Annotated in this window: 14 protein-coding genes; 12 read left to right on the forward strand and 2 right to left on the reverse strand. The window is 73.7% G+C overall.

Annotated elements, in window-relative coordinates; genetic code table 11:
* From G5C62_RS06550 to G5C62_RS06585, 8 genes are all read left to right on the forward strand, one after another.
* Nucleotides 1-529, forward strand: a 529-nt coding sequence (locus tag G5C62_RS06550; RefSeq protein WP_164700381.1) for a crossover junction endodeoxyribonuclease RuvC, incomplete at its 5' end; no start/stop codon positions are given.
* Complete coding sequence (gene ruvA, locus G5C62_RS06555; RefSeq protein ID WP_164700382.1) at nucleotides 526-1,161, forward strand: Holliday junction branch migration protein RuvA; 636 nt, start codon at nucleotides 526-528, stop codon at nucleotides 1,159-1,161. The genes G5C62_RS06550 and ruvA, both read left to right, overlap by 4 nt.
* Nucleotides 1,158-2,285 carry a Holliday junction branch migration DNA helicase RuvB gene (gene ruvB, locus G5C62_RS06560; protein WP_164700383.1) on the forward strand — a complete coding sequence of 376 codons (1,128 nt, stop codon included), beginning with the start codon at nucleotides 1,158-1,160 and terminating at the stop codon, nucleotides 2,283-2,285. The genes ruvA and ruvB overlap by 4 nt, the downstream gene beginning before the upstream one ends.
* 160 nt (nucleotides 2,286-2,445) lie before the next feature.
* The gene (gene yajC, locus G5C62_RS06565; RefSeq protein WP_164700384.1) at nucleotides 2,446-2,781 is read left to right on the forward strand and encodes a preprotein translocase subunit YajC; all 336 of its coding nucleotides are present in this window, start codon (nucleotides 2,446-2,448) and stop codon (nucleotides 2,779-2,781) included.
* A 13-nt stretch (nucleotides 2,782-2,794) separates the two neighbouring features.
* Nucleotides 2,795-4,423 carry a protein translocase subunit SecD gene (secD, locus tag G5C62_RS06570; protein WP_164700385.1) on the forward strand — a complete coding sequence of 543 codons (1,629 nt, stop codon included), beginning with the start codon at nucleotides 2,795-2,797 and terminating at the stop codon, nucleotides 4,421-4,423.
* Nucleotides 4,420-5,943, forward strand: coding sequence for a protein translocase subunit SecF (secF, locus tag G5C62_RS06575; protein ID WP_241175739.1), 1,524 nt, complete (start codon nucleotides 4,420-4,422; stop codon nucleotides 5,941-5,943). Before secD ends, secF begins: the two co-directional genes overlap by 4 nt.
* On the forward strand, nucleotides 5,940-6,527 hold the full coding sequence (locus G5C62_RS06580; protein WP_036334209.1) for an adenine phosphoribosyltransferase: 588 nt from the start codon (nucleotides 5,940-5,942) through the stop codon (nucleotides 6,525-6,527). Before secF ends, G5C62_RS06580 begins: the two co-directional genes overlap by 4 nt.
* A gap of 99 nt (nucleotides 6,528-6,626) precedes the next feature.
* The gene (locus G5C62_RS06585; protein ID WP_206330502.1) at nucleotides 6,627-9,032 is read left to right on the forward strand and encodes a bifunctional (p)ppGpp synthetase/guanosine-3',5'-bis(diphosphate) 3'-pyrophosphohydrolase; all 2,406 of its coding nucleotides are present in this window, start codon (nucleotides 6,627-6,629) and stop codon (nucleotides 9,030-9,032) included.
* Nucleotides 9,033-9,059: 27 nt separating this feature from the next.
* Here G5C62_RS06585 and G5C62_RS06590 read toward each other — a convergent pair whose 3' ends face one another.
* Nucleotides 9,060-9,701 carry a class I SAM-dependent methyltransferase gene (locus tag G5C62_RS06590; RefSeq protein WP_164700387.1) on the reverse strand — a complete coding sequence of 214 codons (642 nt, stop codon included), beginning with the start codon at nucleotides 9,699-9,701 and terminating at the stop codon, nucleotides 9,060-9,062.
* Between the two features lie 73 nt (nucleotides 9,702-9,774).
* Nucleotides 9,775-10,572 carry a peptidylprolyl isomerase gene (locus G5C62_RS06595; RefSeq protein WP_164700388.1) on the reverse strand — a complete coding sequence of 266 codons (798 nt, stop codon included), beginning with the start codon at nucleotides 10,570-10,572 and terminating at the stop codon, nucleotides 9,775-9,777.
* A 159-nt stretch (nucleotides 10,573-10,731) separates the two neighbouring features.
* Here G5C62_RS06595 and G5C62_RS06600 point away from each other — a divergent pair, with 159 nt between their 5' ends.
* The 4 genes from G5C62_RS06600 (at nucleotide 10,732) to aspS (ending at nucleotide 15,553) form a co-directional block, all read left to right on the forward strand.
* Complete coding sequence (locus G5C62_RS06600) at nucleotides 10,732-11,415, forward strand: MBL fold metallo-hydrolase (RefSeq protein ID WP_036334204.1); 684 nt, start codon at nucleotides 10,732-10,734, stop codon at nucleotides 11,413-11,415.
* On the forward strand, nucleotides 11,415-12,680 hold the full coding sequence (gene hisS / locus G5C62_RS06605) for a histidine--tRNA ligase (protein ID WP_164700389.1): 1,266 nt from the start codon (nucleotides 11,415-11,417) through the stop codon (nucleotides 12,678-12,680). The genes G5C62_RS06600 and hisS overlap by 1 nt, the downstream gene beginning before the upstream one ends.
* A complete protein-coding gene (locus tag G5C62_RS06610; RefSeq protein WP_241175740.1) occupies nucleotides 12,677-13,702 on the forward strand; it encodes an aldo/keto reductase in 1,026 nt (341 codons plus the stop codon). The genes hisS and G5C62_RS06610 overlap by 4 nt, the downstream gene beginning before the upstream one ends.
* Before the next feature lie 69 nt (nucleotides 13,703-13,771).
* Nucleotides 13,772-15,553: an aspartate--tRNA ligase gene (gene aspS, locus G5C62_RS06615; protein WP_164700390.1), complete on the forward strand. Its 1,782-nt coding sequence runs from the start codon at nucleotides 13,772-13,774 to the stop codon at nucleotides 15,551-15,553.
* Nucleotides 15,554-15,598 lie beyond the last annotated feature (45 nt).

Here is a 15,598-nt window from a genome sequence, read left to right on the forward strand (position 1 = left end):
CTGGGGCGTGGTCGAGGGGCGCCCCGGTGCCCGGCCGGTGGCCCTGGGGGTCGGCGTCGTCCGCACCTCGCCCGACCTCGACCTGGAACTGCGTCTGCTGGAGGTGCACACCGCCGTGACCGCGCTGCTCCGTGAGCACCGGCCGACCGCGGTCGCGATCGAGCGGGTGTTCACCCAGAACAACAAGGGGACGGCGACCGGCACCGCGCAGGCGGCGGGTGTCGCCGCGCTGGCCGCGGCGCAGGCCGACGTGCCGGTCGCCTGGCACACCCCCAGCGAGGTCAAGGCCGCCATCTCCGGCAACGGCCGGGCGGACAAGGACCAGGTCACCCTGATGGTCACCCGCGTCCTGGGGCTCGCCACCGCGCCCAAGCCCGCCGACGCCGCCGATGCCCTTGCCTTGGCCGTCTGCCACGTGTGGCGCGGGCCGGCGCAGCAGCGACTGCGGGTCGCGGCCCTGGCCGGCGGCATCGGTGCGCCGGCCCGCCCGGCGACCCTGCCCCGCTGGACGGGGGTGTCCGCGCGATGATCGCCTCGGTGAACGGCCGGGTCGCCGCGGTCTCGCCCGACGGCGCCGTCGTCGAGGTCGGCGGCGTGGGCCTGTCGGTGCAGTGCACCCCCGGCACGATCGCCCGGCTGGCGGTGGGGGAGCAGGCCCGGCTGTCGACCAGCCTGGTGGTCCGCGAGGACTCGTTGACCCTCTACGGCTTCGCCGACGACGACGAGCGGCAGCTGTTCGAACTGCTCCAGACCGCCAACGGCGTGGGCCCACGGCTCGCCCAGGCGGTGCTGGCGATCCACCCGCCCCGCGAGGTGCGCCGCGCGGTGTCCATGGGCGACCTCAAGGCGCTGATGCAGGTGCCCGGGATCGGCAAGAAGGGCGCCGAGCGGCTGGTGCTGGAGCTCCGCGACCGGCTGGGCACGACGGCCTCGGACACCTCGCTGGACGGCCCGCCGGCGGCCGGTCTCGGCGCGGTCACCCCGGTGGCCCCGTGGCGCGACCAGCTCACCGCCGCCCTGGTCGGACTGGGCTGGACGAGCCGGGAGGCGGAGACCGCGCTCACCGCCCTCGAACCGGTGGCCGAGGAGCAGCAGCTGGCCGGCGGCGTCCAGGTCGCGGTCCTCCTCCGCCAGGCGCTGCAAATCCTGGGGCGGTCGTGAGCAGCCCGTTCGACCGGGGGCTGTCCGCCGCCGACGCCGGGCCGGGGCGGTTCCCCGACGACCCCGTCGACCCCCGGGCCGGCGACGAGGAGCGGGTCGTCGAGACCGCGCTGCGCCCGCACTCGCTGGCCGACTTCATCGGCCAGCCGAAGGTCGCCCGCCAGCTGGACCTCGTGCTCGAGGGCGCGAAGCGCCGTGGCCGGCCACCGGACCACGTGCTGCTCTCCGGCCCGCCCGGGCTGGGCAAGACCAGCCTGGCTCTGATCATCGGCTCCGAGCTCGGCACCGCGGTGAAGATCACCAGCGGGCCGGCGATCGAACGCTCCGGCGACCTGGCCGCGATGCTCTCCAACCTCGGCCCCGGTGACGTGCTGTTCATCGACGAGATCCACCGCATCGCCCGGCCGGCCGAGGAACTGCTCTACATGGCGATGGAGGACTTCCGGGTCGACGTCGTCGTCGGCAAGGGGCCGGGCGCCACGGCCATCCCGCTGGAGATCCACCCGTTCACCCTGGTCGGCGCCACCACCCGGGCCGGGCTGCTCACCGGACCGCTGCGCGACCGGTTCGGCTTCGTCGGGCAGATGGAGTTCTACGAGGTCGCCGACCTGCAGCGGGTGCTGGCCCGCAGCGCCGACCTGCTCGGGGTGGAGCTGTCCGCGGAGGGGTCGCTGGAGATCGCCGGGCGGTCCCGCGGCACCCCGCGGATCGCCAACCGGTTGCTGCGCCGGGTGCGCGACTACGCCGAGGTGCGTGCCGACGGGCGGGTCACGCTGGAGGTGGCCCGGGCCGCGCTGGCGCTCTACGACGTCGACGACCTGGGCCTGGACCGGCTGGACCGCTCGGTGCTCGACGCGCTGGTGACCAAGTTCGGCGGCGGCCCGGTCGGGGTGGCCACCCTCGCGGTCGCCGTGGGGGAGGAGCCGCACACCGTCGAGGAGGTCTGCGAGCCCTTCCTGGTGCGCGCCGGGCTGCTCGCGCGCACGCCCCGCGGCCGGGTCGCCACGGAGGCGGCCTTCCGGCACCTGGGCCACCCGGTGCCCCGCGGTGGCGTCTCGCTCGGGGGGGGCGCAGCCGACCCGCCGTCGGACGGGGCGTCGTCACAGACCCTGTTCGACGCCTAGACTCCTCCGCGCTGGCGCGCAACCCGGCTGCGGCCGGGGCGCCCCGCCCCGGAGCCACTCCCTGCGCAGGTGGGCGTGCGCCGGCGCCGATGTACCCGAGCGGCCCGATCCCGGGCCGCACCCACCGCGCGACTCGCTGCGGTAGAGAGGCTCACCCGTCGTGGAACAGTTCTTCCCGTTGATCCTGCTCGTCCTGGCCTTCGGCCTGCTGATCGTGCTGCCCGCCCGGCAGCGCAAGAAGATGCAGGCGAACGCGCAGGCGCTGCAGGCCTCGCTGACCGTGGGCACCCCGGTCATGCTGACCAGCGGCATCCACGGCACGGTCGCCTCGCTCGGCGAGGGCACCGTCGGCCTGGAGATCGCCCCGGGGGTCGTCATCACCGTGGCCCGCCCGGCGGTCATGGAGGTCCGCCAGCCGGCGTCCGGCGCCGCCCCGCCCGAGGGGGCGACCGGCACCATCGACGGCGACGGCGACCCCACCGACCGCACCCGCTGAGCCGGGTCGACGCATGGCCGCCCGCCAGCTCCCCGCCCGCCGCTACTTCGCGGCGTTCCTCGCGATCGTCGCGGGGCTGTACGCCCTGGTCTTCCTGACCGGCGACCAGCGCACCCCCCAGCTCGGACTCGACCTGCAGGGCGGGACGACGGTGACCCTCGCCGCCCGCACGCCGGACGGCCAGGCCCCGGACCAGGAGGACCTCGAGCTCGCCCGCCAGATCATCGAGCAGCGGGTCAACGGCCTGGGCGTGGCCGAGGCCGAGGTCGTCACCGAGGGCGAGAGCAACATCGTCATCTCGGTGCCGGGCGACGACGGCGAGCGGGCCCGCGAGCTGGGCGCCACCGCGCAGCTGCGCTTCCGGCCGGTCCTCGGCGGTCCGGAGCCGGCAGCCGCGGCCGACCCGGAGGCGACCGACCCGGCGGCCACCGACCCGGCGGCGACTGACCCCGAGGCGACCGACCCGGCGGCGACGGACCCGGCGGCCGACCCGGCCGCCACGGACCCCGCCGCCACAGAGCCGGCCGTCGCCGACCCGGACGCACCGGCCGTCACCCAGGAGGAGGCGATCGCCGAGTACGCGACGCTCACCTGCGACACCACGACCACCGAGGTCGACCAGCCCGACTCCTTCATCGCTGCCTGTTCCGACGACGGGGCCGCGAAGTTCCTGCTCGGGCCGGCCGTCATCGAGGGCACCGACGTCGCCGACGCCACGTCCGGCACCGACGTCGCCACCGGCGAGTGGGTCGTCAACCTGGACTTCACGTCGGCGGGCTCCGCCGCGTGGGCGGAGTACACGACCGCCAACGTCGGCAACAACGTGGCGATCACGCTGGACGGACGGGTCGTCTCGGCGCCGACGATCAACTCGGCCATCGCAGGGGGCACCACCCAGATCACCGGCAGCTTCGACCAGGCGGCCGCCACCGAGCTGGCCAACCAGCTGCGGTACGGCGCCCTGCCGCTGACGTTCAGCGAGGCGACGGCGCAGTCCATCACCACCGAGCTGGGCAGCGAGCAACTGCGGGCCGGGCTCATCGCCGGTGCGATCGGCGTCGCGCTGGTGTTCGTCTACGCGCTGCTCTACTACCGACTGCTCGGCCTGGTCATGATCGCCAGCCTGGTGCTGTCGGCCGTCGTGATCTACGCCTGTCTGGTGCTGCTCAGCCGGGAGATCGGCTTGGCGCTGAGCCTCGCCGGGATCGCCGGGTTCATCGTGTCCATCGGCATCACCGCCGACTCGTTCGTCGTCTACTTCGAACGGCTCAAGGACGAGGTGCGCGAGGGGCGCAGCCTGCGCAGTGCCACGCCACGTGCCTGGGTGCGGGCCCGCCGGACGATCCTGTCCGCCGACGCGGTGAGCTTCCTCGCCGCCGCCATCCTCTACTGGCTGGCCATCGGCGACGTGAAGGGCTTCGCGTTCACCCTCGGCCTGTCCACGGTGCTCGACCTGATCGTCGTCTTCCTCTTCACCCATCCGCTCATGGCGGTGCTCAGCCGGGTCAAGGGCTTCGGGAGCAACCGCTTCTCCGGGCTCGGCCAGGTCGACCACAGCCGGCGCCCCGCCGGGCCGCCGCTGGGCGACCGCGAGCTGGTCGGCGCCGCCACCGGCAGCAGCACGAACGGGAGCAACCGATGACCCCCCGCGACCGGGCCGGTGCCGACGGCGCCGTCCCCGACGGTCTCACCCCCGAGGAGGCGCCGATGCCGGCGCACACGGGCGCGACCGCCGCCGGCGTCCCGGCGCAGAGCGCCGACGAGGCGCCGGCCGTCCCGGCCGACGAGCGGGTGGCCGTCCCGGCCGACGAGCGGGTGGACGCGACGGCGGACGAGGAGGTCGACGACGCCGAGGTGCGCGACGAGGCGGCCGGGGACAGCACCGGTGACCAGGCGCTCGCCGACGCCGGGCTCCCGGCCGAGGGGACGACCCCGGTCGCTGCCCCGGGACGGCCGCGGGCGTCGCTGGCCCACCGCCTCTACAACGGCGAGGCCGGCCTGGACGTCGTCGGCCGGCGGCGCTTCTGGTTCCGGGTCACCGCCGTCGTGATGCTGCTGTGCGTCGCGGCGATGGTCTTCCGCGGGTTCAACTTCGGCATCGAGTTCGCCGGCGGCAACAGCGTGCGGGTCGCGGCCACCAGTGCCGAGCTCAGCGAGGTGCGGCAGGCCGCCGAGGACGCCGGGGCCCAGGTCGCCAGCGCCCAGGTGGTCGGCGGTGACTCCGTGCTGCTGCGCACCAGCGCTCTGGACGACGAGACCGAGACCGCCGTCGTGGCCGCGGTCGCCGACGCCGCCGGCGTCGACCAGTCCCAGGTCAGCCAGCAGTCGGTGAGCGCGGACTGGGGCGGCGACGTCACCAACCAGGCGCTCATCGCCCTCGCCGTCTTCCTGGTCGCGGTGGTCGCCTTCCTCGCCGTGCGGTTCCGGCCGACGATGGCGATCGCTGCGATCGTCGCGCTGCTGCACGACATCGTCGTGACCGCCGGCATCTACGCGCTGGTCGGGTTCGAGGTCTCGCCGTCGACGGTCATCGGGTTGCTCACCATCCTGGGCTTCTCGCTGTACGACACCGTCGTGGTGTTCGACAAGGTCGACGAGAACACCAAGGACCTGGAGAAGAACGCCCGGTCGACCTACGGAGAGGCCGCGAACCTGGCGGTCAACCAGACGCTGATGCGCTCGATCAACACCTCGGTCATCGCGTTGCTGCCGGTGGCCGGGCTGCTGTTCGTCGGTGCCGGGCTGCTCGGGGCGGGCACGCTGAAGGACCTCGCCCTGGTGCTCTTCGTCGGCCTGGCGGCCGGCACCTACAGCTCGATCTTCCTGGCCACCCCGGTGCTCGCCGAGCTCGAGGAGCGGCGGCCCGAGCAGCAGGCGCTGCGCCGGCGGGTGCTGGCCCGCCGGTCGGCCGAGGCCCGTCAGGGCGGCGCCCGGGTCGATGCCCCCGTGGCGACGGCCCGGCGGGGGAGCGGGGCCACCCGTCGGTCCGCGGTGGCGCTCGCCGAGCGGGACGAGGCCCTGCCCGAACAGCCGACGGCGGACGTGCCGATCGAGTCGCCGGCCTCGGTGCGGCCCGGCGTCCGGGGCGGGACGACCACGCCCCGGCCCGGTCAGCGGCCGACCCGGCCGGGACAGCGTCCGGCCGGTCGGAAGCGGCGATGAGCACCCTCCGGGACGGCGAGCTGCCGATCGACGAGCTGATCGCCACCTTCTCGGTGGACGTGCCCGACTTCCCCGAGCCCGGGGTGCTGTTCCGCGACCTGACACCGGTCTTCGCCGATGCCGGGGCGTTCCGGCGGGTCGTCGACGCGCTCACCGAGCCCGCCGACGTCGACCCACGGGCGGCTGCGCTGGGCGGGGCCGACGGCGGGCCGGGCTTCGACGTCGTCGCCGGCATCGAGGCGCGCGGGTTCCTGCTCGCGGCCGCCGTCGCCCTGGACGCCGGGACCGGCGTCCTCCCGGTGCGCAAGGCCGGCAAGCTGCCCCGCGAGGTCGTCACCGCGGACTACGCGCTGGAGTACGGGTCGGCGACCCTGGAGCTGCACACCGACTCGATCAGGCCCGGTCAGCGGGTGCTGCTCGTCGACGACGTGCTGGCCACCGGGGGCACGCTGCAGGCCGCGATCGCCCTGGTGGAACAGCTCGGCGGAGTGGTGACCGCGGTCGCCGTGGTCGTCGAGCTCTTGGCGCTCGGCGGGCGGGAGCGCATCGCGCCGCACCCGGTGCACGCGCTCTGGCGGGTCTGAGCCCGACGGCCCCCACCCCGGGTGAGCGCAGGGCGCGAGACCCGGCGGCGCGCGGCTAGCATGGGAAGGGTCCACCTCCTCAACAGTGCAGGAGCACCCGTGGCCTCTGACGTCGTCGCACCGCAGACGTCCGGCGCGCCCGCCGTCGAGGAGGCGCCGCCACGGGTGGCGCTGCCCGAGCGGCCCGCGGTCCGTCGTCCCGACGACGTGGCCCCCGAGCCGGGCGGGGAGGCCGATACCGCGCCCCGTCGCCGGGTCCGCGACCGGCTGGCCCGGCGGATCGTCGCCGGACAGCGCTCCACCGGCATCCGCCCGGTGCTCGAGCCGCTGTCGGTGCTGCACCGGCAGAGCCACCCGAAGGCCGACCTCGCCCTGCTGCAGCGGGCCTACGACGTCGCCGAGGAGGCGCACGCCGAGCAGAAGCGCAAGAGCGGTGACCCCTACATCACCCATCCGCTCGCCGTCGCCACCGTGCTGGCCGGGCTGGGGATGGACACGACGACGCTGGTCGCCGCGCTGCTGCACGACACGGTCGAGGACACCGGCACCACGCTGGAGTCGATCACCGCCGACTTCGGTCCCCAGGTGGCGCACCTGGTCGACGGCGTCACCAAGATCGACAAGGTCAAGTTCGGCGACGGTGCCCAGGCCGAGACGATCCGCAAGATGATCGTCGCGATGTCCCGCGACCCGCGGGTGCTGGTCATCAAGCTCGCCGACCGGCTGCACAACATGCGCACGCTGCGCTTCCTCCCGCCGGAGAAGCAGGAGAAGAAGGCGCGCGAGACGCTGGAGATCCTCGCCCCGCTGGCCCACCGGCTGGGCATGAACACCATCAAGTGGGAGCTCGAGGACCTCGCGTTCGCCACGCTGTACCCCAAGCGGTACGACGAGATCGTGCGGCTGGTGGCCGAGCGTGCGCCGTCCCGGGACACCTACCTGGCCGAGGTCACCTCGGCGGTCACCGAGCAGCTGAAGGCGGCCAAGATCGAGGCCGCCGTCACCGGCCGGCCCAAGCACTACTACTCGATCTACCAGAAGATGATCGTCCGCGGCCGGGACTTCACCGACATCTGGGACCTGGTCGGCATCCGGATCCTGGTCGAGTCCGTCCGCGACGTGTACGCGGCGCTGGGCATCATGCACGCGCACTGGCAACCGGTACCCGGCCGGTTCAAGGACTTCGTGGCGATGCCGAAGTTCAACATGTACCAGTCGCTGCACACGACGGTGATCGGTCCGCAGGGCAAGCCGGTCGAGCTGCAGATCCGCACGCACGACATGCACCGCACCGCGGAGTACGGGATCGCAGCGCACTGGAAGTACAAGGAGAAGGCCAAGGCCGCCGGCGGCAAGGCCGACCTCACCCCGGCCCCGGGCGCGCCGGGCGACGACATGCTGTGGCTCCGCCAGCTGCTCGACTGGCAGCGCGAGGCGCAGGAGCCCGGCGAGTTCCTGGAGACACTGCGCTACGACCTCGGTCCGCAGGAGGTCTTCGTCTTCACGCCCAAGGGCGACGTGATCAGCCTGCCGGGGGAGTCGACGCCGGTCGACTTCGCCTACGCGGTGCACACCGAGGTCGGTCACCGGTGCATCGGCGCCCGGGTCAACGGCAACCTGGTCTCCCTGGACAGCCGGCTGTCCAACGGCGACGTCGTGGAGGTCTTCACCTCCCGCTCGCCGAGCGCCGCCCCCTCCCAGGACTGGCTCTCCTTCGTCGGCAGCTCCCGGGCCCGCACCAAGATCCGCCAGTGGTTCACCAAGGAGCGTCGCGAGGACGCCGTCGAGGCCGGCAAGGACGCGCTGACCAAGGCGATGCGCAAGGCTGGCCTGCCGCTGCAGCGCCTGCTGGGTGGGGAGTCGCTGGCCACCCTCGCCGCCGACCTGCACTACCCCGACGTCAGCGCGCTGTACGCGGCGGTGGGGGAGAACCAGGTCTCCGCGCACTCGCTCGTCGAGAAGCTGCTCACCGCGCTCGGCGGCTCCGAGGGCGCGGCCGAGGACATCGCCGAGACCGCGATCCCGACCAAGCGCACCGTCGCCCGCACCGCCAGCGGTGACCCGGGGATCGTCGTGCACGGCATGACCGACGTGTGGGCCAAGCTCGCCAAGTGCTGCACCCCGGTGCCCGGCGACGACATCCTGGGCTTCGTGACCCGCGGTGGCGGGGTGAGCGTGCACCGCACCGACTGCACCAACGCCGCGGACCTGCAGGCCAAGCCCGAGCGGCTGGTCGAGGTCGACTGGGCCTCCCAGCCCGGGGCGGTGTTCCTGGTCGCGATCCAGGTCGAGGCGCTGGACCGGCACCGGCTGCTCTCCGACGTCACCCGGGCGCTGGCCGACGAGCGGGTCAACATCCTGTCCGCGTCGGTGCAGACCAGCCGGGACCGGGTGGCGATCAGCCGGTTCACCTTCGAGCTGGCCGACCCGGCGCACCTGGGTGCGGTGCTGCAGACGGTGCGCAACGTCGACGGCGTCTTCGACGTGGAGCGCGTCACCGCCTGACGAAGGACCCGCTGCCTCACGCCTCCGTCAGCAGCGGGTGGCGACGACCGCGTACAGCGGGTCGCCGACGCCTGGTGCGGTCCGCAGCTCGACGGTGGGCTCGGTGAAGGCTCCGCTGCGGCGCACCAGTTCGGAGATGACGGCGCCGTGCTGCTCGTCGTCGCTGGCCAGCCACCCGCGGACGGCCTTGGTGGGGAAGCACCGGTTGGAGAAGGTCACCGCCAGCACCCCGCCCGGACGCAGCACCCGGCCCATCTCGGCCAGCACCTCGACCGGCCGGGTGAGGTAGTCGATCGACACGCAGCACACCGCCGCGTCGACGTCGTCGTCGGGCAGCGGGACGGTCGGGTCGGCGTTCAGGTCGTGCACCAGGCGCGTGGAGGCCGCGGGGTTCGCCGCGAGCTCGTCGGCGTTCATGCCCAGCACGACCAGGTCGGCCGGCGGGGTGCGGAAGTGCGACACCCAGGAGGACATCAGGTCCAGCACGCGGGACGGCCGGGGCGCCGACCCGTCGATGCCCAGCTCGGCGTAGAGGTCCCCGACCGCGGCGATCGCCGCCTCGTCGATGTGGGTGACCAGCCTGGGCCGGTCGTAGAAGCGCGCGTCCGGGCCCTCGTCGTTCCGGTCGAAGAAGCCCGGGGGGAAGCCCGCGTACGGGTCGGCGTCCATCGCCCCAGTGTGTGGCCGCGGACGCAGGAGGGCCCGGCCTCCAGGTGGAGACCGGGCACTCCTGCCGCGTGCGCTACTGCTGGACGGTGGCCGACTCGATCGTCACCGGCTGCGCCGGTGCACCGTCGGTGGCGCCGCCCTCGATGCCGGCGGCCGCGATCGCGTCCAGCGTCGCCAGCCCGGCCTCGTCGATGGTGCCGACGACGGTGTAGTCCGGCTGCAGCTGGCTGTCGGCGTAGACCAGGAAGAACTGGCTGGCGTCGGTGCCCTGCCCGGCGTTGGCCATCGCGAGCGTGCCGCGCGGGTAGGTCTCCGCGCCGGTCACCTGGGTCGGGAAGTCGTAGGTCGGGCCGCCGGTGCCGGTGCCGCTGGGGTCACCGCACTGCAGCACGCTCAGCCCGCCGCTGGTCAACCGGTGGCAGGGCGTCCCCTCGAAGAAGCCCTCCTGCGCCAGGTAGACCATGCTCGCCGCGGCACAGGGCGCGTTCTCCTGGTCCAAGGTCAGCCCGATGTCGCCGGCGGAGGTGGCCAGCGTCAGGCCCGTGGTGCCGGTCGTCGGCACCTCGGCCGGCGGGACGCCGACGTCGGTGAGGGTGTCGCTGCCGGAGGTGTCCGGGATGAAGTCGCAGGTCCCGTCGCTGCCGTCGACCACCGGGGCAGCGGTGGTCTCGGGGGCGGCGGCGGTCTCGGGCTCCTCGTCGTCGCGCAGGCCGGTGATGAGGAAGAGCGCGGCGACCACGGCGACGACGGCGAGGACGGTCACCCCGATCAGCGTGTTGCGCCGGCGCTTCTGGGCGAGCTCCTCGCGCCGCTCGAGCTGGCGCTGCAGCCGTCGCTGCGCAGCTTCACGACGCTGCTTGTTGGTCGGCACTCTTCTCGGCTCCTCGGGCTCTGTGCTGCGCCGGGGGCGGCCGCGACCGGGGCCGCGCGCCCACACCACGGCGTGTGTCGAGTGCGGAGTGTAGGGGGGTTCCCTGTCCGGACCCTGGCAGCGCCAGCTGGGCGGATGTCGCCCGCGTAACCTGCACGGGTGCTCATCCGCTCCTTCCCCGCCGGCGCGTTCGGCACCAACTGCTACGCCGTCGCCCCCGGGGCCGGGCAGGAGTGCATCGTCGTCGACCCGGGGATGGACGCGGTCGAACCGCTGGCCCGGATGCTGGCCGACGACGGGCTCAAGCCGGTCGCGGTCGTGCTCACCCACGGCCACCTCGACCACACCTTCTCCGTGCTGCCGGTCTGCTCCGGCTACGACATCCCCGCCTACCTGCACCCCGAGGACACCGGCATGCTGTCGGACCCGGCGCGCTGGCACGGTCCGCAGCTCGCCCCGTTGATCACCGGCGTGCAGCTCCCGGACCCCGCCGACGTCCTGCCGCTGGCCGACGGGGCGACGATCTCGCTGGCCGGGGTCGACCTGACCGTGCGGCACGCGCCGGGCCACACCCGCGGCTCGGTGGTCTTCTCCCTCGACCTGGGAGAGGCCCCCGGCCTCCTCGCCGGTGACGTGCTGTTCGCCGGTTCGGTGGGCCGGGTCGACCTCCCCGGCGGGTCCTGGGAGGACATGCTCGGCTCGCTGCGCGACGTCGTCCTGCCGCTGGACGACGAGACCGTCGTCCTCCCCGGGCACGGGCCGGCCACCACGATCGGGCGCGAGCGCGCCACCAACCCGTACCTCGCGGAAGCCGCGAGTGCACCGAAGGGACGAGGTCTCTGATGAGCGAGCCCATGCGGGCTCCCAAGGGCACGTTCGACACGTTGCCCCCCGACTCGGCGCAGTTCCTCGCCGTCCGCGACACCCTGACCGCGCCGCTGCGCCGGGCGGGCTACGGCTACATCGAGACGCCGACGTTCGAGGACACCGCCGTCTTCTCCCGCGGGGTGGGGGAGTCCACCGACGTCGTCTCCAAGGAGATGTACACGTTCACCGACCGCGGTGGCCGGTCGCTGACGCTGCGGCCCGAGCTCACCGCCGGGCTGATGCGGTCGTTCATCGAGCACCGGCTCTACGCCGGCGCCCTGCCGGTGAAACTGTGGGCGGTCGGGTCGGCGTTCCGCTACGAGCGCCCCCAGGCCGGCCGCTACCGGCACTTCACCCAGGTCGACTGCGAGGCCCTCGGGGTCGACGACCCGGCGCTGGACGCCGAGGTCGTGGCGCTGGCCGTGCAGGGGTTCCGGGACCTGGGCCTGCGCGACTTCGAGCTGCAGCTGACCTCACTGGGTGACGCCACCTGCCGCCCGCAGTACCGCGAGCTGCTGGTCGACTTCCTCGCGAAGCTGGACCTGGACTCCGACACCCGGCGCCGGGCGGAGATCAACCCGCTGCGGGTGCTCGACGACAAGCGCCCTGAGGTGCAGGCCCAGCTGGACGACGCCCCGCTGATGGTCGACCACCTCTCCGACTCCACCAAGGCGCACTACGACGCCGTCCGCGAGCACCTCACCGACCTCGGTGTGGCTTGGACCGAGGCCCCGCGGCTGGTGCGCGGGCTGGACTACTACACGAAGACGACGTTCGAGCTGGTCCACTCCGGTCTCGGCTCGCAGTCGGCGATCGGCGGTGGCGGCCGCTACGACGGGCTGTCGGCGTCCCTCGGCGGGCCGGACCTCTCCGGCATCGGCTACGCCGTCGGGGTGGACCGCACGCTGCTGGCGGTGCAGGCCGAGGGGCTGGACATCGCCACGTCGGCCGGCGTGCAGGCGTTCGTCGTCCCGCTGGGCGCGGAGGCCAAGCGGCTCGCCGTGAAGCTGGTCGGTCAGCTGCGGGAGGCCGGGGTCTCCGCCGACACCGTCTACGGGGACCGCGGGCTCAAGGGCGCGATGAAGGCCGCCGACCGGTCGGGTGCCTCGCACGCGGTGGTGCTCGGCGACCGGGACCTCGCCGAGGGCGTCGCGCAGCTGCGCGACCTGCGATCGCACGAGCAGGTCGCCGTCCCCCTGGGCGAGCTGTTCGAGCGGGTGCGTGCGACGGTGGGTGCGTGACAGTCACCGACGGCATCGCCGAGTCCGCCAACACCCCGCTCGAGACCCGCCCCCTGGGCCGGACCGGCGCCGACGTCTCCGTCGTCGGCCTCGGCACCTGGCAGCTGGGCGGTGACTGGGGGAACGTGTCCGAGGACGACGCCGCCGCGGTCCTCGACGCCGCGCTGGACGCCGGCGTCACCCTGCTGGACACCGCCGACGTCTACGGCGACGGCCGCTCCGAGGAGCGCATCCGCAAGGCGCTGGCCGCCCGCGGCGAGCGCCCCTTCGTGGCCACCAAGGCCGGCCGTCGCGCCGCCCCGTTCGCCGCCGAGACCTACACCCCGGAGAACCTGCGGGCCTGGATCGACCGGAGCCGGCGCAACCTCGGCGTCGACACCCTGGACCTGGTGCAGCTGCACTGCCCGCCCCCGGCCGTCTACTCCGACGAGCGGGTCTACGAGACCCTCGACGCGCTGGTCGCGGAGCAGGCGATCGCGGCCTACGGCGTCTCGGTCGAGACCGTCGCCGAGGGCCTGACCGCACTGCAGCACCCGGGCGTGCAGTCGATCCAGGTCATCCTCAACGTCTTCCGGCGCAAGCCGCTGGAGCAGCTGCTGCCCGCCGCCCAGCGCGCCGAGGTCGGCATCCTCGCCCGGGTGCCGCTGGCCAGCGGTCTGCTGTCGGGCAAGTACTCCACCGACACCACCTTCGCCGCCGACGACCACCGGAACTTCAACCGCAACGGTGAGGCCTTCGACGTCGGCGAGACCTTCGCCGGGGTGCCCTTCGAGGTCGGTGTCGCCGCCGCCCGCGAGGTCGCCGAGATCGCCGGCCCGGACGTCACCACCGCCGCCTTCGCGCTGCGCTGGGTCATCGACCAGCCCGGCGTCACCACCGTCATCCCGGGCGCGCGCAACGTGCAGCAGGCGCTCGGCAACGTCGCCGCCGCCTCGCTGCCGTCGCTCAGCGCCGGCCAGCTCGCCGACCTCGAGCGCGTGTACGACGAGCGCATCCGCGCGCACGTGCACGACCGCTGGTGACCGCCACCCCGTCCCGCACCTGCTGAGACCCTCTGTTGAGACTCCGCACCCCCTGAGAGAGGCACTACCTTGCTCCGCACCCACGACGCCGGCACGCTCCGCGCGACCGACGCCGGTTCCACGGTCACCCTCGCCGGCTGGGTCGCCCGCCGGCGCGACCACGGCGGGGTCGTCTTCCTCGACCTGCGCGACGCCTCGGGGTACGCCCAGGTCGTCGTCCGCGAGGAGGAGGCGCACGCGCTGCGCAACGAGTACTGCGTGCTCGTGACCGGCGACGTCCAGCGGCGCCCGGCCGGCAACGAGAACGCCGACCTGCCCACCGGGGAGATCGAGGTCGTCGCCAGCACGCTGCAGGTGCTCTCGGCGTCCGCGCCGCTGCCGTTCCCCATCGAGACGGCGCAGGCCGCCGGTGACGACGTCCGGTACGCCCACCGGTACCTGGACCTGCGCCGCCAGGGGCCGGCCTCGGTGCTGCGGCTGCGCAGCGAGGTCAACCGGATCGCCCGCGGCGTGATGGCCGGTCACGGGTTCACCGAGGTGGAGACGCCGTCGCTGACCCGCTCCACCCCCGAGGGCGCCCGGGACTTCGTCGTCCCGGTGCGGCTGCAGCCGGGCCACTGGTACGCCCTGCCCCAGTCGCCGCAGCTGTTCAAGCAGCTGCTGATGATCGGTGGCCTGGAGCGGTACTACCAGATCGCCCGCTGCTTCCGGGACGAGGACTTCCGCGCCGACCGGCAGCCGGAGTTCACCCAGCTGGACTTCGAGATGAGCTTCGTCGACCGGGACGACGTGCTCGCCATCGCCGAGGACGTCATCCGGGCGCTGTGGCAGGAGCTGGCCTCCTACACCGTGCCGGAGATCCCGCGGATGACCTACCGCGAGGCGATGGACCGGTTCGGCTCCGACAAGCCGGACCTCCGTTTCGGCATCGAGCTGACCGAGCTGACCAGCTACTTCGCCGAGACCCCGTTCCGGGTGTTCCAGGCGCCCTACGTCGGCGCGATCGTGATGCCCGGTGGTGGGTCGCAGCCGCGACGCGCGTTCGACGCCTGGCAGGACTGGGCGCGCTCGCGCGGGCACAAGGGCCTGGCCTACGTGACCATCGCCGAGGACGGCACCCTCGGTGGCCCGGTGTCGAAGAACATCTCCGAGTCCGAGCGGGCCGGCCTGGTCGAGGCCGTCGGCGCGAAGCCGGGGGACTGCGTCTTCTTCGCCGCCGGCCCCCGCCGCGGGGCCCAGGAGCTGCTCGGGGCCGCGCGCAACGAGATCGCCAAGCGGCTCGAGCTCATCGCCCCCGGGTCGTGGTCGTTCCTGTTCGTCGTCGACTTCCCGATGTTCGAGGAGACCGAGGACGGCGACTGGACGTTCATGCACCACCCGTTCACCTCGCCCACCCCGGAGTGGCGGGAGCGGTTCGCCGAGGACAAGGGCGCGGCGCTGTCCGACGCCTACGACCTGGTGTGCAACGGCAACGAGCTGATGAGCGGTTCGGTCCGCATCGCCGACGCCGCGCTGCAGGAGCGGGTGTTCCAGACCCTGGGCATGACCCAGGAGGAGGCCCGGGCGCAGTTCGGCTGGTTCCTGGAGGCCTTCGACTACGGGCCGCCGCCGCACGCCGGCGCGGCCATCGGCTGGGACCGCACCGTGGCGCTGCTGGCCGGCGTCGACTCGATCCGTGAGGTCATCGCCTTCCCGAAGACCGGCGCCGGCTTCGACCCGCTGACCGGCGCGCCCACGCCGATCACCCCGGCCCAGCGCAAGGAGGCCGGCATCGACGTCGACCCCGACGCCGAGCCCGCGCCGGGCGAGCCCGGCGCCCCTGGCCCGACCGACCCGACGAAGCAGGCCTGAGCTCCCCGCCCTGGTGTTGATCATCGGCGAATGGCTGCCCGTGCC

The organism is Modestobacter sp. KNN46-3, from assembly GCF_011039295.1.

Coding starts and splice junctions, on each gene's coding strand:
- ruvA (WP_164700382.1), top strand. CDS start 526: ATGATCGCCTCGGTGAACGGCCGGGTCGCCGCGGTCTCGCCCGACGGC.
- secD (WP_164700385.1), top strand. CDS start 2,795: ATGGCCGCCCGCCAGCTCCCCGCCCGCCGCTACTTCGCGGCGTTCCTC.
- secF (WP_241175739.1), top strand. CDS start 4,420: ATGACCCCCCGCGACCGGGCCGGTGCCGACGGCGCCGTCCCCGACGGT.
- G5C62_RS06580 (WP_036334209.1), top strand. CDS start 5,940: ATGAGCACCCTCCGGGACGGCGAGCTGCCGATCGACGAGCTGATCGCC.
- G5C62_RS06590 (WP_164700387.1), bottom strand. CDS start 9,701: ATGGACGCCGACCCGTACGCGGGCTTCCCCCCGGGCTTCTTCGACCGG.
- hisS (WP_164700389.1), top strand. CDS start 11,415: ATGAGCGAGCCCATGCGGGCTCCCAAGGGCACGTTCGACACGTTGCCC.